Origin of the sequence: Pseudomonas sp. H1h, from assembly GCF_000633255.1 — a bacterium.
In the GTDB taxonomy this organism is placed as follows: domain Bacteria; phylum Pseudomonadota; class Gammaproteobacteria; order Pseudomonadales; family Pseudomonadaceae; genus Aquipseudomonas.
This window is the reverse complement of sequence record NZ_AYMJ01000029.1, coordinates 1-16,112: the sequence shown is the minus strand read 5'-3', so window position 1 is coordinate 16,112 and position 16,112 is coordinate 1. Positions and strand designations below refer to the sequence as shown.

Here is a 16,112-nt window from a genome sequence, read left to right as displayed (position 1 = left end):
AACAGCAAAACCGGACTCAGGGCCAGCCCGGATTTTCAGGGCAGGGGCAATCGTCCCCTGTCAGCGTCGATGAAGTCCGCCACCACCGCCGCCTCCAAAGGAGCGATTCATGTTTTGCGAAGAGTTGTGAAAGTTATTGGTGCGCTGGTTGCCGAAGTTGCGCGCCGCCGATTCGCGATTGAGGTTTTGCAACTGGGCATTGTTGTTGACCGGTGCCGTGCGTGTCGGACTGCCCTTGACCATTGATTGCCAACCGTTGTCGGTCTTCTTGTAGACATTGCCGTCGTGCCCGGCATACACGTTGTCGCCGACCCGTGCGGCACCGCCGTTGCGTCCCTTCACGCCGCCATATTGCGTGGTCTTGTCGGTGTTGGGGTTGTAGACCGCGCCACGATTGGCGGTGACCTGAGTGCCATTGCGTGCGTTGCCCGCCGTCACCCGGCCGCCGGCAATGGCGCCACCGTTCGGCCCGACCACTTCGCCGCTGCGTCCGGCCGCGTAGTTGCCGTTGTAGACATTGTGTACGGCCCCGCGCTGACCCGCCGCAGCAATGCCGGTGCGCGAGTTATAGGACGACCCGACCTGACCCGCCCAGCGATTGCCGGTCCAGGCGTTGTAGCCGGCGCCATAGCGACTCACGGTCGCGCGGTCACCCCATTGACGATAGATATTGCCGGTGGTGCCGGCCCAGCCGCCAGGGCCCCAGGCCACGGCACCACCTCGATAACCGTAAGCGGCGCCGCCCCAGGCCAGCGGCGCCGGGTACAAGTGCGGCCCCCAGGCGTAACCCCAGCCATAATTGCCCCACCACGGGTAAGCGCCCCAGCCCCAGCCCATCGCCACGGTATTGCCGCCCCAGCTCCAGCCGAAGCCGAAACCGAAGGTCCAGCCGGTCCACGGCGTGTAGCGAATCGCGACGCCGAAACCGTACGTCACCGGTGGCCCGTACCAGACGTTGCCGACCCATGGCGTGTACGGATAACCGGTGCCATAGACCACCACACCCGTGGCCGGGTCCAGGTTCGAACCCTGATAACCCGGGGTGTAGCCGACGACCACGGTATCGCCGCTGGACTCATAGACCTTGACGTAAGTGAGGTAATGCATCGGTGAGCTTGGCGGAATCGAGTAGATCACCGCCGGTACCGAACTGGCGACGACCCACGGCCCGTTCACTGATGTCGCGGTGAACCAGATACCGTTTTCCACCGCATACCAGCTGTCATTGTCGACGCGAATGATCGGTGTGGCACTGTTGACCACGTACTGCAGCGATGTGTTGTTGATCGCCTTGAGTTGCGGCTCGCCGTCGAACTGCGGCGCGGTCATTTTCACTGCGCTTTTCTTGATCGCCGAGGTTTGCGGAATGGTCGCGGCGATCGCGGCTTCCTTGGCCTGTGGCGTGCCGGCGACGGAGGCCTTGACGTTTTCTTTTGGGCTGTCGTCGGGAATGTTGGCAAAGTCTGCCGGCAGTTTGTCCGCCGGGGTAAACGTCCAGGGACCGCTCATGTCGGCGGCACGGAACCAGCGGCCGGAGATCAGCACGTAACTGTTCTGGTCGCCGATTTCCTTGAAAATGTGGCCGGTGGTATTGCTTACGTACAACAGGCTGGTGCCTTGAATCGGCGACCACTGTGGCGGCCCGTCGGTGACGATCAGTTCGGTGGGGGTGGTGGCGATGAAGATTCTCGGCTGTGGCGCCTTGGCCAGGCTGGGGGCCTTGTCTTTCGGATCACTCTGGCCAGTCAGCAGATCGACCTGACGGCTCTGAATCGCCGCCTGCCTGGCTTTCTCCAGATCGGCCGGGGGTGTGGTCAGGCGCGTGTACTCGCCGCTGAGACTGTCGGCAACCATCCAGCCATCAAACACGTGCAGGTAGTGCTTGCCCTCAGCGTCCTTGAGCAGCAGTGGGCGGGTGTTGATCACCCGTTGCAACGCGGTGCCATCGACGGCGCGGTAGGCCGCGTCACCATCGATGTAGACGAGCAGGACGGGGACGTCGGCGCTGATGATCGCCGGCGGGGTGTTTTCCAGCGGTGCGCTGTCGGCTTTCTGCTCGGCCGACAGCACGCCGACGGCGGCCTCGAGTTGATCGAGGGAAATGGTTTTCTTGCGGCTTTCGGCATCCTTTTGCAGCGCTGCGAGCCACACATCGGTCTGGCTGGCATCAGCGGGGAAGTCGGCCTTGATGATCCTGTATTGATCCAGCGCGACCCAGCGTGTGGCCTTGTCGACCAGGGTGTGTGCGCTGAACTGCACAATTCCGTAGGTGGGTTTGCCATCGGCACCGGTGGCTTCGACCGCCGCCCGGGCATTTAGGGTGTAGCCGTCCCAACTGTCGAGTTGCGGCTGGTACACGGTCAGTTTGGCCTTGCCGCTGGTGATTACTTGCGGCCATGTCGGCGCGCTGGGCGCGGCATCGGCTGCGGCAGGTTTAGTGGCAGTGGCCGGGGCCGCCCAAGTGGTGCCAACGGTCAGCAGGCACAGCAATAACATCGCAAGCAATGAACGCGGGTAAGACATTGTCAGCTCCATCGACAGGGTCACTTTCGGGAGGGAGGGCAGCGAAAGCATGACCGTCGAAAAAGCATAGCCGCCCGCTCTGGAATTACTTTGCAGATTTGCGAATTGGCGCAAAGTCGGCTGGGGCAATGTGTTGCTTTGTGTTATTTCAAGGCGCGAGGATTTGAATCCATTGATTGCGAGGCAGCCATGTTCAACGGCATTTTGATCGACAAAGACGACAACGGTTACCACGCCAGTCTGCAGCAGATCAGCGAGGCGCAGCTGCCTGATGGTGACGTGACGGTGAAGGTTGCGTACAGCACGCTGAATTTCAAGGACGGTCTGGCGATTACCGGCAGCAGTCCGGTGGTGCGCAAGTTCCCGATGGTTCCGGGCATCGATCTGGCAGGAACGGTCGAGGTCAGTTCGCACCCCGACTACAAGGCCGGTGACTCAGTGCTGCTCAATGGCTGGGGCGTGGGCGAGAATCATTGGGGCGGGCTGGCGCAAAAGGCGCGACTCAATGGCGACTGGCTGATTCCTTTGCCCAAAGCGTTCAGCGCCGCGCAAGCGATGGCCATCGGCACCGCCGGCTACACGGCGATGCTGTGCATTCTGGCGCTGGAACGTAACGGCGTGACCGCGACTCAGGGCGAGGTGCTGGTGACTGGCGCGAATGGCGGGGTGGGCAGCTTCGCTATCGCCTTGCTCGGCAAACTGGGTTATCGGGTAGTGGCGTCAACCGGCCGGGTGTCCGAGCATGAATATCTGAAGCAACTGGGCGCCAGCGAAATCATAGATCGCGCGACCCTGTCGCAGCCGGGCAAACCACTGGCCAAGGAGCGCTGGGCAGCGGTGATCGATTCGGTCGGCAGCCATACGTTGGCCAACGCCTGTGCCAGCACCCGTGCCGAAGGAACGGTGGCGGCCTGCGGTCTGGCTCAGGGCATGGATTTCCCGGCGTCGGTGGCGCCGTTCATTTTACGCGGGGTAACTCTGGCCGGGATCAATAGCGTGACCCAACCCAAGGCACGCCGGATCGAAGCCTGGGAACGTCTGGCCCGCGATCTGGACTGCGCCCTGTTGCCATTGATCAGCCACGAAATCGCGCTGAGCGAAGCCATTGATGCGGCACCAAAACTGCTCGCCGGGCAGTTGCGCGGCAGGGTTGTGGTCGACGTCAATCGCTGACAAAGTAGGCCTCATTGCGGCCCTCTGTGGCCGCACTTCTATAACAGGGAGCCGCAATTTCGATGGACTTGAAACGACAGCAAATCGACGCCTTTACCGTTGCCGGCCTGCGCGTACGTACCACCAACGCCGCAGAGCACCAACCTGCGACCGCAAAGATCGGTCCGATGTGGGGGCAGTTTTTCAGCGAAGAACTGGCCGAGAGCATTCCTGCCAAGACCGCCAACTCGCCAATTTATGGTGTGTACTCGGCTTACGAGTCCGATGCCTCGGGTGCGTTCGATGTCACCGCTGGCGTCGCCGTGAGTGCGCGCACCAAGGACTACGAAGCGGTGCAGATTGAAGCGGGTGAGTATCTGGTGTTTGAAGCACAGGGCACGCTGCCTGACGCGGTCATTGCGACCTGGGGGCGGATCTGGACGTTCTTTGCAGACAATCCGCAGATTCAGCGCCGTTACGCCACCGACTTCGAGGCCTATACCGGCCCCGAGTCAGTGGCGGTCTACATCGGCATCCATTAAGGCTGCGTTTCGCGCTCCAGCAGTTGGCGCTTGCGCTCCACGCCCCAGCGATACCCTGAGAGATTGCCGTCGCTGCGCACCACGCGATGGCAGGGGATCGCCACGGCTAGGCGATTAGCGCCGCAAGCCTGGGCGACGGCGCGCATGGAGGTCGGCGCACCAATGCGCTGGGCGATCTCGGCGTAACTGGCGGTGCGCCCAGCCGGGATTTCCCGCAGCGCCTGCCACACTCGCTCCTGAAAAGCCGTGCCGCGCACGTCCAGAGGCAAATCGAGGCCCAGCGCTGGCGCCTCGATGAAGCCGACCACTTGGGCAATCAACTGCTCGAAGCCGGCATCGGCGCCAATCAGGTTGGCCTGACGGAACTGATCCTGCAGATCACACACCAGTTGATGCGGATCATCTCCTAACAGAATCGCGCACACTCCGCGCTCACTCTGTGCCACCAGAATCGCCCCGAGTGAGCATTGGCCGACGGCAAAGTGAATGTCGTTGTTGCGCCCGGCCGCGCGATAGTCGCCAGGCTTCATGCCCAGCACCTTGTCGGCCGATTCGTAGAAGCGGCTGTTGGAGTTGAAGCCTGCGTCGTACAGCGCATCGGTCACCGAACCACCGTCCGCCAGTCGTTCACGCACCCGGCGTGAGCGATGCGCCGCCGCGTAACCCTTGGGCGTGAGGCCGGTTGCAGCCTTGAACACACGGTGAAAATGAAACGGGCTGAGTCCGGCCACCTCGGCGAGTTCGTTGAGCGCGGGCGTCGTTTCGCAGGTTTCGATCTGCCGGCAGGCCAGCGCCACGGTCGCGGCGTGTTGGGTGGCGACGTCAGTCTGATCCTTGCTGGTGCGTTTGCTCGGACGATAACCCGCCGCCTCGGCGGCTTCGGCGTTGTCGAAGAACTCGACGTTCTGCGGCTTGGGCAAGCGCGAAAGACTGCTCGGGCGGCAATAGACCCCGGTGGTTTTCACTGCATAGACAAACTGCCCGTCGGCCCGCGGGTCCCGCGCAACGACGGCGGCCCAGCGTGGATCGGTTTCAACGTTGATGATGGGCGAAAGCTTTTTCATGGCGAGTAGTCCGTTGACCTGTTTGATTCAGGTTAATCAGCGGCGATGTCAGTAACACTCCGCGCCTTGCGGTCAAATTTTTCAGGCTCATCCGGCAACGCGAAAAGTCAGGTTGATCCGGCGTTCGCCCAAGCGTGGATGCCGCCCTGGCTTGATCGGCAGCACGCCGTGAAAACGCAGGCGATCGACGCCGCCCCAGACCACCATGTCGCCGTGCAGCAGGGGAATGCGCTGGCTCTTGTCGCTCCGGGCAAAACCACCGAACAGGAACATTGCCGGCAAGCCCAATGACAACGAAACGATTGGCGCCGCGTAGGCATGTTCGTCTTTGTCCTGGTGCAAAGACATCTTGGCGCCGGGGATATATTGGTTGATCAGGCAGGAATCCGCGTGAAAGTCGGCAAATCCTGCGCGTTGCGCGGCTGTTTGCGCCAGTTCGAACAGCACCAGTGGCATCGCCGGCCATGGCCTGCCGCTCAGCGGGTCGACGGCGCTGTAACGATAGCCGCTGCGATCGGTGATCCAGCCCAGCGCCCCGCAACTGCTGGTGCCCACCGACATGCTGAAACCTCCCGGTGTGACCATGTGGCGCAACGGCGCGGCAGCGAGCAGGGCATCCAGCGCCGACAACACCTGATCGACAATCGGCAGCGCGAAGCCGCGCAACACCCATGACTGTTCACCGATTTGCTCGGCACGCGGTTGTTGCGCAGGTTCGTGGTCGGCGAGCAGGTCGAAGGTGGTCGGTTGCATGCTGCTCATGTTGCGTCGTGGAAAATGATGCCTAGGGTATGCCGATTTCCACTGTGCAGGCGACTGACGCCATGCCGCAGGGTCACCTTATAGTCGCCGCGTGTGCCTCTGACCGGACGCTGGTTGACCGCAAAGATCACCGCGTCACCTTGTTGCAGATCCACCACATGCGGGCGCGATTGCATGCGCGGCCGCTGCTCGGTCATGACGAACTCGCCGCCGGTAAAGTCTTGCCCCGGTGCTGACAGAAGAATCGCAACTTGCAGTGGGAAAACCAGCTCCCCGTAGAGGTCCTGATGCAGGCAGTTGTAGTCCTGCGGGCCGTACTGCAGCAACAGCGGCGTTGGCCGCAACTGACCGGCGGCGTGGCAGCGCTGAAGAAATTCGGCATGGGCGACAGGGAAACGTGCGGGCAAACCCATGCGTTCGTTCCAGCGGTTGGCCAGCGGCACCAGGCGCGGATAAAGCGCGTTGCGCAGGCGCTCGACCGTGGTCGGCAGGGGATAGCGAAAATATTTGTATTGCCCGCGACCGAAACCGTGACGGGCCATGACGACCTGCGAGCGAAACGGTTCGGTCTGCGGATACAGGACACTCAGGCGCTCGCAGGTGTGGGCCGAAAGCAGCGCACGGATGATGGCGTAGCCTTGCTCATCCAGTTGCTGTTCCAGGGCTGCCCAATCGAGCGCATCCAGCCGTGAGGGGGACATTGACATGCTGACTCCTGAACGCGTGGTCTGGGCGCTCAGTCTGGGCAGGTCCCGGCGGCAGAACACTCCGCCGCTTGCGGTCAAATCCGATGTGTTGCGTTACAGGGCTTTGCTGACGGCGATATCGCTGATCACGTCTTCAGTGGTGCCGTGGATCGCGTCCAGCGCCGCCTTGGCCTCTTCCACAGTGCCGTGCTCCAGTTGCGCGAACTCGAAGCGGCGCTCACCGTTGAGCTTGTATTTGATGACGTATTTGGTCGTTTGGGCCACGGTCGTGCTTACCTTGCGTTGGGGGCGACTCAGCTGAGTTTGGTGCTGGAGCGGCGGATGATTTTGATCGAGTGGGTCAGGGTCGGTTTGCGCGTGACGCTGATGGCGCGACGGTTGACGGTGTCGATGGTGATGTTCCAGAAACCGGTGCTCGGCGCGGTGATGCGCGCAGGAAACGTGTCGAAAGCGCCGCCGTGGTAGGTGTGGCGTCCGCCGTTCTTGAACGCGCGGAAGTTGGCGTCGTTCATCAAACGGATGTTGCAGGTTTGCGAGCATTGGATGACGACGATGTCGTCTTCGTTGAGGTGCTCGCGCTGGTGAATGAATTTCATGGGCGCCTCCAAAAGGGCTTTTTCTACTAAATCAAAACGATAGCATGTGCGATTGGCGCAGTTTATCAGCCCGAACGGGTTATTATCCCGCCGTCGAGCGCCGCTTTGACAATTAAAAACAGTTATTCGCGATTCGATGCGGGTTTAATGGAGTGAGCCTCGGAGAAAAATGGCATTACTGCTGTCCGACGGTCTTTATGGGAGGTGTTTGTATGAAGTGGGGTGTGGTGTGTCTGCCGTTGATGTTGGCCGTGGGTGGTTGCGCGAGCGTTTCCGAAATCAATGAGACGTTGCCGACCATGAGCGTGATTTCCGGCAAGAAACCCCATGAGTATGCTCAGTGCCTGGCGCAAAAGCTTGCCAGCAGCCGTGGCGCGTTACAGATGGAACCGCACAAGGATGGCGTTCGAGTGATTGTTCCCGGGAAGTTTTCGACCGGTGCGGCTGCCGTGTTTGATATCGACGATCGCTCCGGCGGCAGCAGCATCAAGCTGCACGAGCGCATGTCCAATGTGCCGGTTCGTCCGCGTGACGTGCAAAACGCTGCCAATGCCTGTATTTCCGGCTGATAGACTGATAGTCATCAGCACCAATGCCGTCACAGCCATGCTGTGACGGCATTTTCATTTCTGGAGTCGCGAATGAAGCGAGAGCAAGTACGGGAGCGCCACGCAGAAGGCCTGATTTCTGCCACGCATGTCATTCAGAACCCGGCCAATCCGGGCGAGTGGATCGTGTTTTTCAAGAAGAGCGCCGGGCGCAGCTATTTTCTGGTGGACGATAACGACGAAGTCGAATCCTTTGCCCGGCTCGATGACTTGATCGAGATCGTACGCGGGCTCGGAATCAAATTCGCCGAGATTCACATGTAGGGTCTATTTGCAGACCACCACCACACTGCGGTTCTTGTAGTTGCCGACATCGACCCCCAGGGTCTTGTCGCTTTCCTTCGGCGCCGGCGTGCCATCGGTACCAACGATGCGATACCCGGTGCCGGCGCAGGAGGCATCAGCCTTTTCGTAGCAGGTGGCCCAGGAGTTGGCCTCGCCGGAGCAGTCGATGGTCAAGCCCTGTTCGCCGTTGTTCAGGTAAGTGGTTTGCGAAGTGGCACAGCCACCGAGGGCCAATACCGCGAGCAGCGGCAGCAATCTGTTCATGTTCATAGGAGTGTCGTCTTCAGCGAGGGAGGGGCTAAACGCTCTGACAGCGCCGCAGTGAAAAGGTTATAGCGATAGGCCACTTGTTTCATTGATCTTTCCGGTGGCCACAAAAAAGCCCTGCGCAAGGGCAGGGCTCGGCATCATGTGTCGCAGCCGATCAGTCTTGATCTTTGCCACGACGCTTGGACGATGCCGGGGTGTCTGTGAACACCGACGCTACATCCGTCGCCATCTGCTCACTGTCGAACGGCCCGGCGATGTGTTCGCCATTGGTCGTGGTCAGCGTCCACTTGCCGTCTTTCTTGTCGATCACATACCCGTTGATGATTTTTACCGCGGCCATCTATCTGTCTCGTTCGCTGGTTCAAAGGCGCCATGATACCGACAAATGCTCACATTGGGGGGCGATCGGCGTATGGTGGTGCAGCGCAGCTGCGTCTTTGAGCTACTCTGTTTTCGCCGCCAAAAGGCGCCAACGGAACTATCGGCGAGAATATTTCTCTATGTTGGCATCGGTTAGCCAGTGCGGGGCATTGTAAGGTGCACGCCGCCTGATTAGACTGCGCCGAAACTCGTACACACAGCCCTTTCAAGGACTTATATGATCAAGAAATGCTTGTTCCCAGCAGCCGGTTACGGTACTCGCTTCCTGCCAGCGACTAAAGCCATGCCCAAAGAAATGCTGCCGGTGGTAAACAAGCCACTGATCCAGTACGGCGTTGAAGAAGCTCTGGACGCTGGCCTGACAGAAATCTCCATCGTGACCGGTCGTGGCAAGCGTGCTCTGGAAGACCACTTCGACATCAGCTATGAGCTGGAAAACCAGATCAAAGGTACCGACAAGGAGAAATACCTGGTCGGCATCCGCAAACTGCTGGATGAGTGCTCGTTCTCCTACACCCGTCAGACCGAAATGAAAGGCCTGGGCCACGCGATCCTGACCGGTCGCCCGCTGATCGGTGACGAACCGTTCGCCGTGGTATTGGCGGACGACCTGTGCGTCAACCTCGAAGGCGACGGCGTACTGACCCAGATGGTCAAGCTGTACAAGCAGTTCCGCTGCTCGATCATCGCCATCCAGGAAGTCGATCCGCAGGAGACCAGCAAGTACGGCGTGATCGCCGGCGAGATGATCCGCGACGACATCTACCGCGTACACAGCATGGTCGAGAAGCCAAAGCCTGAAGATGCACCGTCGAACCTGGCCATCATCGGCCGCTACATCCTGACTCCGGACATCTTCGACCTGATCGAACAAACCGAGCCAGGCAAGGGCGGTGAAATTCAGATCACTGACGCCCTGATGAAACAAGCCCAGAACGGCTGCGTCATGGCCTACAAGTTCAAAGGCAAGCGTTTCGACTGCGGTGGTGCGGAAGGCTACATCGAAGCAACCAACTTCTGCTTCGAGAACTTCTACAAGACCGGCAAAGCTTACTGATAACGCCGGATCTGCAGCGCCAGAGTGTGAGAACACTCTGGCGCAAGCACACGCAAACGCCCCGACTTGTTCGGGGCGTTTGTTTTTGTGCGGTGAAAGCACCGAGTGCATCAAGGACGTTAACTGGCGCCCTCTGAGCGCGCAGGCTGCCAGTTCGAGGGGGGAGGGGCTGAGAGGGTGCAGTTGCGCCCATTTTCTCTCAGGCGTCACGACAGGGGCTTGTATGCGCGGGCGCTACAGTTGACCAGAACGAAAAAAGCTCCGTATCTTGCGATACGGAGCTTTTTCTTTATGCGTTACGCCGATTGTGATCTCTCGAAACCGGCGTCTTTTACACGGTTACTGCTGAACGACATTCGCGGCGGTCGGCTCGACTTTCTTCGGCTTCATCAGGCTGAAATCAATCAGCGCCCGCTGCTCACGCTCGTACGGGTTGCCGATCATCAGCGGACGCGGTTTGAAGCTGTCGCTGACCAGGCTCTTGCTGCGGTCCAGCTCATCGAAACTCAAACCGGCCATGTCCGCCCAGGTGTGGATCAGGTGCGAGCTGCTGTACGGCCGCCCCAGATCGGCGGCGAAGTTCCAGTTATGGTTCTCGCGCCATTTCGGCGAAGCCCAGGCCATGAACGGAATGGTGTACATCGGCGCCGTCGGTTTGTTCTCGTTGCGGCCCAGGGTGCTGTGGCCGGCCGAATCGAACACGTCTTCACCGTGGTCGGAGAGGTACAGCAGGAAACCGTTCGGGTCGGACTTGGCGTAGTCCTTGATCAGGCTGGACACCACGAAGTCGTTGTACAGCACGGCGTTGTCGTAGCTGTTGTAGGTTGGCACCTGATCGTCACGCACGCCGGCTGGCACGCCGGTACGGTCCTGGAACTGGTCGAAGCTCGGCGGATAGCGGTACTGGTAGCTCATGTGAGTGCCGAGCAGGTGCACGACGATCAACTTGCGCTGCGCCGGGTCGGTCAACGCCTTGTTGAATGGCTCGATCACGTCGCCGTCGTACTGAGCGGCGTTCTGGTTGCGGTTGTTGTTCAGGTACACCTGCTCGTCGGCCTGTTCTGAGAACGTCGTGAGCATGGTGTTGCGCTTGGTCATGGTCTGCTGGTTGGTGATCCAGAACGTCTTGTAGCCGGCCTGTTTCATCATGCTGACCAGCGACGGCGTGGACAGGTACAGATCCGGATGCTCTTCGTCGGCGAAGGTCAGGACCTGCTGCAGCGCTTCAATGGTGTAAGGACGCGGGGTGATGACGTTGTCGAACACCGCGAGCTGATCCTTGAGCTTGTCCAGTTCCGGTGTGGTCTTGCGTCCATAGCCGTACAGGCTCATGCGCTGACGGTTGGTCGATTCGCCGATCACCAGCACCAGGGTCGAAGGTTTATCGGCGTCTGCTGCCTTGAGGTTATGCAGTGGCGGAACCTTGCTCGTGCTGTGCAGCATGTCTTGCATGCCGGCCAGAGTATCGAGGTAACGGTGGTAAGCCACGGCCATTTGCCAAGGCACGGCAGGCTCGATGCGGTCTTCGAACTTCTCGAAGCCCCCGGCGAAACTGCCGGTGCGCTGGGTCTGCTTGATCAGCGGGTAGCCGACCACGGCAATCAGGATCGCCATGGCGGCGACGAAAGCGCGCCCACGGGGCATGTACACCGGACGCAGGCGAGTCCACAGGAAGTAGGCGAAAGCGGTATGCGCGAGGAACGCCGGAATCATCCACCAGGCAAAGTACTGGGTCATGTATTCGCCGGCTTCAGAAATGTTCGACTCGAACATGATGAAGATGACGCTTTGCGAGAATTCCTGCTGATAGATGAAGAAGTAGCCCAGGCTGGCCATCGAGCAGGCCCACAAGACGATGCCGATCAATGCGGCCAGCAGCTTGGTGCGCTTGGGGAAGAGCAGCATCGGTGCGAGCCAGACCGCGCTCATCACAAAGGCCTGACGGAATCCGCTGAAGCCGGAAGTGCCGGTCAGCTGGATCAACAGTTGGGTGATACCCGAGAAATACCAGAAAAACGCGAAAAGCCAGAGAACCCCGGCCCAGTCGAAACCTGTCGCAGTCGTTTTGCTGCGTTTGAACAATGCCATTCAGCACTCCAGCTCATCGTCACTAACCACCGCCGGAACGCTTCATGAAACCGACGAACGGAGGCCGCGCGCAAACGCACGGCCAGAATGCGCCGGAGTATCACGAACGGAATGTGAAAACTTCGTTAGTTGCTGATCAGGGGCAGAAGAGGATCATGTCGGGAACGACAGGCGCCGTTCCCGAAGCTGGCGGGGCAGGTCAGGCGTGCGGGTTGCGCTGGACAACCGGCAAAGGTTTGGGCTGAGCGCCCTGGGTCAGCGAGCGCAGCTGCGCCAGCTCCTGTTTCAATTGGTCGCGCTCGTCTTTCAACTGACGCAATTCATCGCGACGGATCGTGACGTACAGGGTTTGTGGCGGCATTGCTGTGTGTACTGTGCCCATTGCTCACCTCGCAAACGGCGTGTCTCAACTGCAAATCGTCCCGGTTTCGGGGTACTGATCTGCTATCGGCGCCAATTTTGATTTCTTTCGCTCATGAATGGAACTTTTTTATTTTTCATGGTCGGTGTGTCTTCGGCATGATTCGGGGCGTTATCAGTCTGGATCGGGCACAATGCCCGGAAACTTCCGCCGGACGCTCTGGACTAACCTCCATTAGTCGCGTTGGGCTATAACCAATGTCACACATTTATTTGTAGTAAGGAGCATCAGCACATGCAACTCGGGATTATTGGACTGGGCCGCATGGGCGGCAATATTGCGCGGCGCCTGATGCTCAACGGGCACACTACCGTTGTTTACGACCGCAATACCGCCTTTGTCGACACCCTGGCCGCCGAGGGCGCCACGGGCGTCGCCGACCTGCCGGCACTGGTCGCAGGCCTGGCCAAGCCACGCGCAGTGTGGGTCATGCTGCCGGCCGGCGCGCCGACCGAAGACACCATCAACACCCTGAGCAATTTGCTCGAAGCCGGCGACACCATCATCGACGGCGGCAACACCAACTACAAAGATGATATCCGCCGGGCCAAGGCCCTGTCTGAAAAGGGCCTGCACTACATCGACGTCGGCACCTCCGGCGGCGTCTGGGGCCTGGAGCGCGGTTACTGCATGATGATCGGCGGTGATGCCGAGACCGTTTCGCGTCTGGATCCGCTGTTCGCCGCACTGGCGCCGGGCATGGGCGAGATTCCGCGCACCAAGGATCGCAAGTCCGAGGACCACCGTGCCGAGCACGGCTACATCCACGCCGGTCCTGCCGGTGCCGGGCACTTCGTGAAGATGATTCACAACGGTATCGAGTACGGCATGATGGCCGCATTCGCCGAAGGCTTTGACATCCTCAAGACCAAGTCCAGCGAGCGCCTGCCGGAAGATCAGCGTTTCGACCTGAACGTTGCCGACATCGCTGAAGTGTGGCGTCGTGGCAGCGTGGTGTCGTCCTGGCTGCTCGATCTGACCGCCGATGCGCTGGCGAGCGATCCGAAGCTCGACGGTTTCTCTGGTTCGGTGGCTGACAGCGGCGAAGGTCAATGGACCATCGAAGCGGCCATGGAGCAAGCGGTGCCGGTACCGGTGTTGTCGAACTCGCTGTTCTCGCGCTACCGCTCCCGCGGCCAGGGCACCTTTGGCGACAAGATTCTTTCGGCCCAGCGCTTCGGCTTCGGCGGCCACGTGGAGACACCGAAGAAATGACCCATACGATCCGCAGAAAATCCAAGGCAGAACCCGCACCACCGACCACTCTGTTTTTGTTCGGTGCCCACGGCGACCTGGTCAAGCGCTTGCTGATGCCGGCGCTGTACAACCTCAGTCGCGACGGCTTGCTTGACGACAATCTGCGGATCGTCGGCGTTGACCACAACGCCATTACCGATGAAGCCTTCGCGCAAAAACTCGAAGACTTCATCCGTACCGAAGTGGCAGCGAAGGTCGGCAAGGGCGATCAGATGCTTGATCCGGCCTTGTGGGCCAAGCTCGCCAAAGGTATCAGCTACGTTCAGGGCGACTTCCTGGACGACAGCACTTATTCTGCGCTGGCGGCGAAAATCGCCGACAGCGGCACTGGCAATGCGGTGTTCTACCTGGCCACCGCGCCGCGTTTCTTCAGTGAAGTGGTGCGCCGTCTGGGCGCCGCCAAACTGCTGGAAGAAACGCCCGAAGCGTTCAGAAGGGTGGTCATCGAAAAACCGTTCGGCTCCGATCTGCAGACCGCCGAGGCGTTGAACGCCTGCCTGCTCAAGGTGATGTCGGAAAAGCAGATCTACCGGATCGATCACTATCTGGGCAAGGAAACCGTGCAGAACATTCTGGTCAGCCGGTTCTCCAACAGCCTGTTCGAAGCGTTCTGGAACAACCACTACATCGACCACGTGCAGATCACCGCCGCCGAAACCGTCGGCGTAGAAACCCGTGGCAGTTTTTACGAGCACACCGGTGCGCTGCGCGACATGGTGCCCAATCACCTGTTCCAGCTGCTGGCGATGGTTGCCATGGAGCCGCCGGCCGCGTTCGGCGCCGATGCGGTGCGTGGCGAGAAGGCCAAGGTGGTCGGCGCGATTCGCCCATGGACCGTTGAAGAGGCGCGGGCCAACTCGGTGCGTGGCCAGTACAGCGCCGGCGAGATCGATGGCAAGCCGCTGGCCGGTTATCGCCAGGAGGCCAACGTGTCGCCCGACAGCAACACCGAAACCTACGTCGCCCTGAAAGTCATGATCGACAATTGGCGCTGGGTCGGCGTGCCGTTCTACCTGCGCACCGGCAAGCGCATGAGCGTGCGCGACACCGAAATTGTCATCTGCTTCAAGCCGGCGCCATACGCGCAGTTCCGTGACACCGAGGTCGATGAATTGCAGCCGACCTATCTGCGCATCCAGATCCAGCCCAACGAAGGCATGTGGTTCGACCTGCTGGCCAAACGGCCGGGGCCGGCGCTGAACATGGCCAACATTGAGCTGGGTTTCGCGTACAAAGACTTTTTCGAGATGCAGCCGTCCACCGGCTACGAAACCCTGATCTACGACTGCCTGACCGGTGACCAGACGCTGTTCCAGCGCGCCGACAACATCGAGAACGGCTGGCGCGCAGTGCAACCGTTCCTCGACGCCTGGCAGCAGGACGCGAGCGTACAGACTTACGCTGCCGGCGAAGACGGCCCGCAAGCTGCCAACGATCTGCTGACTCGCGATGGTCGCGTCTGGCATGGCCTGGGATGAGTGACGCGATCCGTTTTTTACTCAGCGATATGGACGGCACGCTGTTGCTGCCTGATCACAGCCTGAGTCAGCGAACCATCGACGCCGTTCGTTCACTGCGCGAGGCTGGCGTGTTGTTCAGCCTGGCGACCGGCCGCCCACCCAAAGCCATGCTGCAGCAGATCGAAGCCCTGGGTGTTGATCTGCCGACGGCGGCGTTCAATGGCGGCACCATTGTCAACCCGGATGGCAGCTTGCTGGTCGCGCATTACCTGCCCGCTGCGACAGCGTTAATTGCATTGGCGACCTTCGCGGATCAACCGGATGTCGAAATCTGGGTGTTCAGCGGTGGTGACTGGTTGCTCAAGGATCCGCACGGGCCGATGGTGCCACGCGAACAGCACGGCCTCGGTTATCCGCCGGTGGTGGTCGAGAGTTTCGAGCCGTACCTGGAGCGGATCGACAAGATCGTCGCCACCAGCAACAACACGGATTTGCTGATCGAGCTTGAAGCGCGCCTGTTGCCCAAGGTCAACGGCATGGCCCAGGTCTCGCGCTCGCAACCGGTTTACCTGGACGTGACGGCGCTGGAAGCCAACAAGGGTAGCGCGCTGGCGACCATTGCCGCGCACCTCGGCGTCCCGCTGGAGCAGACGGCGGCGATTGGCGATGGCGGCAACGACCCGGCGATGTTCCACTGCGCGGGGTTATCGATTGCCATGGGGCAGGCCGAAGAGGCGGTGAAGCGTCAGGCCGATGTAATCACCGGCACAAACACCGAAGATGGCGTAGCGCAGGCCATCGAGAAGTACATCCTGCCGCGCTGAATCACCCAGGAACAAAAAGAATGAGTGGGTGTTGAAGAGCTATTGGCTCAGCGCATACCAATGTAGGAGTGAGCCTGCTCGCGAAGGCGGTGTGCCAGTCAACACGTGCGGTGCC

At 60.4% G+C, this 16,112-nt stretch carries 18 protein-coding genes; 8 read left to right on the top strand and 10 right to left on the bottom strand.

Annotation, left to right across the window (positions count from 1 at the left end; translation table 11 throughout):
- Nucleotides 1–60: 60 nt before the first annotated feature.
- On the bottom strand, nucleotides 61–2,523 hold the full coding sequence (locus U862_RS0122315; RefSeq protein WP_025112447.1) for a hypothetical protein: 2,463 nt from the start codon (nucleotides 2,521–2,523) through the stop codon (nucleotides 61–63).
- A gap of 189 nt (nucleotides 2,524–2,712) precedes the next feature.
- Here U862_RS0122315 and U862_RS0122310 point away from each other — a divergent pair, with 189 nt between their 5' ends.
- Entirely contained in the window at nucleotides 2,713–3,696 is a 984-nt protein-coding gene (locus U862_RS0122310; RefSeq protein WP_025112446.1) for an MDR family oxidoreductase, read from the top strand.
- 62 nt (nucleotides 3,697–3,758) lie between these two features.
- Nucleotides 3,759–4,217 (top strand): GyrI-like domain-containing protein, encoded by a 459-nt coding sequence (locus tag U862_RS0122305; RefSeq protein ID WP_025112445.1) that lies wholly within the window; start codon nucleotides 3,759–3,761, stop codon nucleotides 4,215–4,217.
- Here U862_RS0122305 and ada read toward each other — a convergent pair.
- The 5 genes from ada to U862_RS0122280 form a co-directional block, all read right to left on the bottom strand.
- Entirely contained in the window at nucleotides 4,214–5,281 is a 1,068-nt protein-coding gene (ada, locus tag U862_RS0122300; protein WP_025112444.1) for a bifunctional DNA-binding transcriptional regulator/O6-methylguanine-DNA methyltransferase Ada, read from the bottom strand. The two genes, U862_RS0122305 and ada, sit on opposite strands and share 4 nt — an antisense overlap.
- A gap of 87 nt (nucleotides 5,282–5,368) precedes the next feature.
- Entirely contained in the window at nucleotides 5,369–6,034 is a 666-nt protein-coding gene (gene alkB / locus U862_RS0122295) for a DNA oxidative demethylase AlkB (RefSeq protein ID WP_025112443.1), read from the bottom strand.
- Nucleotides 6,035–6,039: 5 nt separating this feature from the next.
- Nucleotides 6,040–6,750, bottom strand: coding sequence for a 2OG-Fe(II) oxygenase (locus U862_RS0122290; protein ID WP_025112442.1), 711 nt, complete (start codon nucleotides 6,748–6,750; stop codon nucleotides 6,040–6,042).
- Between the two features lie 93 nt (nucleotides 6,751–6,843).
- Nucleotides 6,844–7,014, bottom strand: a complete 171-nt coding sequence (locus U862_RS30935; RefSeq protein ID WP_177327363.1) for a hypothetical protein — start codon at nucleotides 7,012–7,014, stop codon at nucleotides 6,844–6,846.
- Between the two features lie 29 nt (nucleotides 7,015–7,043).
- Complete coding sequence (locus U862_RS0122280) at nucleotides 7,044–7,346, bottom strand: DUF1883 domain-containing protein (RefSeq protein WP_025112441.1); 303 nt, start codon at nucleotides 7,344–7,346, stop codon at nucleotides 7,044–7,046.
- A 212-nt stretch (nucleotides 7,347–7,558) separates the two neighbouring features.
- On the opposite strand from U862_RS0122280, the gene U862_RS0122275 reads away from it, so the two are divergent.
- Both U862_RS0122275 and U862_RS0122270 read left to right on the top strand, forming a co-directional pair.
- Nucleotides 7,559–7,915, top strand: coding sequence for a hypothetical protein (locus tag U862_RS0122275; protein ID WP_025112440.1), 357 nt, complete (start codon nucleotides 7,559–7,561; stop codon nucleotides 7,913–7,915).
- 72 nt (nucleotides 7,916–7,987) lie between these two features.
- Entirely contained in the window at nucleotides 7,988–8,218 is a 231-nt protein-coding gene (locus U862_RS0122270) for a hypothetical protein (RefSeq protein ID WP_003225391.1), read from the top strand.
- A 3-nt stretch (nucleotides 8,219–8,221) separates the two neighbouring features.
- Here the strand turns inward: U862_RS0122270 and U862_RS0122265 are convergent, their stop codons facing one another.
- Nucleotides 8,222–8,509, bottom strand: coding sequence for a hypothetical protein (locus tag U862_RS0122265; protein WP_081794906.1), 288 nt, complete (start codon nucleotides 8,507–8,509; stop codon nucleotides 8,222–8,224).
- 154 nt (nucleotides 8,510–8,663) lie between these two features.
- Nucleotides 8,664–8,849, bottom strand: a complete 186-nt coding sequence (locus U862_RS0122260) for a hypothetical protein (protein WP_016774922.1) — start codon at nucleotides 8,847–8,849, stop codon at nucleotides 8,664–8,666.
- A 258-nt stretch (nucleotides 8,850–9,107) separates the two neighbouring features.
- Between U862_RS0122260 and galU the strand changes: the two genes are divergently transcribed.
- Entirely contained in the window at nucleotides 9,108–9,947 is an 840-nt protein-coding gene (gene galU / locus U862_RS0122255) for a UTP--glucose-1-phosphate uridylyltransferase GalU (protein WP_007912230.1), read from the top strand.
- 339 nt (nucleotides 9,948–10,286) lie between these two features.
- Here the strand turns inward: galU and U862_RS0122250 are convergent, their stop codons facing one another.
- Nucleotides 10,287–12,035, bottom strand: coding sequence for a phosphoethanolamine transferase CptA (locus U862_RS0122250; RefSeq protein ID WP_025112438.1), 1,749 nt, complete (start codon nucleotides 12,033–12,035; stop codon nucleotides 10,287–10,289).
- A gap of 199 nt (nucleotides 12,036–12,234) precedes the next feature.
- Complete coding sequence (locus U862_RS0122245) at nucleotides 12,235–12,417, bottom strand: DUF6026 family protein (RefSeq protein WP_003225385.1); 183 nt, start codon at nucleotides 12,415–12,417, stop codon at nucleotides 12,235–12,237.
- A gap of 249 nt (nucleotides 12,418–12,666) precedes the next feature.
- On the opposite strand from U862_RS0122245, the gene gnd reads away from it, so the two are divergent.
- The 3 genes from gnd to U862_RS0122230 are packed head-to-tail and all read left to right on the top strand — an operon-like array spanning nucleotide 12,667 to nucleotide 15,997.
- On the top strand, nucleotides 12,667–13,671 hold the full coding sequence (gene gnd / locus U862_RS0122240) for a phosphogluconate dehydrogenase (NAD(+)-dependent, decarboxylating) (RefSeq protein WP_256214731.1): 1,005 nt from the start codon (nucleotides 12,667–12,669) through the stop codon (nucleotides 13,669–13,671).
- Entirely contained in the window at nucleotides 13,668–15,191 is a 1,524-nt protein-coding gene (zwf, locus tag U862_RS0122235; protein WP_025112436.1) for a glucose-6-phosphate dehydrogenase, read from the top strand. The genes gnd and zwf overlap by 4 nt, the downstream gene beginning before the upstream one ends.
- Nucleotides 15,188–15,997: a Cof-type HAD-IIB family hydrolase gene (locus U862_RS0122230; protein ID WP_025112435.1), complete on the top strand. Its 810-nt coding sequence runs from the start codon at nucleotides 15,188–15,190 to the stop codon at nucleotides 15,995–15,997. The genes zwf and U862_RS0122230 overlap by 4 nt, the downstream gene beginning before the upstream one ends.
- Nucleotides 15,998–16,112: the final 115 nt, after the last annotated feature.

Coding starts and splice junctions, on each gene's coding strand:
- U862_RS0122315 (WP_025112447.1), bottom strand. CDS start 2,523: ATGTCTTACCCGCGTTCATTGCTTGCGATGTTATTGCTGTGCCTGCTG.
- U862_RS0122310 (WP_025112446.1), top strand. CDS start 2,713: ATGTTCAACGGCATTTTGATCGACAAAGACGACAACGGTTACCACGCC.
- U862_RS0122305 (WP_025112445.1), top strand. CDS start 3,759: ATGGACTTGAAACGACAGCAAATCGACGCCTTTACCGTTGCCGGCCTG.
- ada (WP_025112444.1), bottom strand. CDS start 5,281: ATGAAAAAGCTTTCGCCCATCATCAACGTTGAAACCGATCCACGCTGG.
- alkB (WP_025112443.1), bottom strand. CDS start 6,034: ATGCAACCGACCACCTTCGACCTGCTCGCCGACCACGAACCTGCGCAA.
- U862_RS0122290 (WP_025112442.1), bottom strand. CDS start 6,750: ATGTCAATGTCCCCCTCACGGCTGGATGCGCTCGATTGGGCAGCCCTG.
- U862_RS0122280 (WP_025112441.1), bottom strand. CDS start 7,346: ATGAAATTCATTCACCAGCGCGAGCACCTCAACGAAGACGACATCGTC.
- U862_RS0122275 (WP_025112440.1), top strand. CDS start 7,559: ATGAAGTGGGGTGTGGTGTGTCTGCCGTTGATGTTGGCCGTGGGTGGT.
- U862_RS0122270 (WP_003225391.1), top strand. CDS start 7,988: ATGAAGCGAGAGCAAGTACGGGAGCGCCACGCAGAAGGCCTGATTTCT.
- U862_RS0122265 (WP_081794906.1), bottom strand. CDS start 8,509: ATGAACATGAACAGATTGCTGCCGCTGCTCGCGGTATTGGCCCTCGGT.
- U862_RS0122260 (WP_016774922.1), bottom strand. CDS start 8,849: ATGGCCGCGGTAAAAATCATCAACGGGTATGTGATCGACAAGAAAGAC.
- galU (WP_007912230.1), top strand. CDS start 9,108: ATGATCAAGAAATGCTTGTTCCCAGCAGCCGGTTACGGTACTCGCTTC.
- U862_RS0122250 (WP_025112438.1), bottom strand. CDS start 12,035: ATGGCATTGTTCAAACGCAGCAAAACGACTGCGACAGGTTTCGACTGG.
- U862_RS0122245 (WP_003225385.1), bottom strand. CDS start 12,417: ATGGGCACAGTACACACAGCAATGCCGCCACAAACCCTGTACGTCACG.
- zwf (WP_025112436.1), top strand. CDS start 13,668: ATGACCCATACGATCCGCAGAAAATCCAAGGCAGAACCCGCACCACCG.
- U862_RS0122230 (WP_025112435.1), top strand. CDS start 15,188: ATGAGTGACGCGATCCGTTTTTTACTCAGCGATATGGACGGCACGCTG.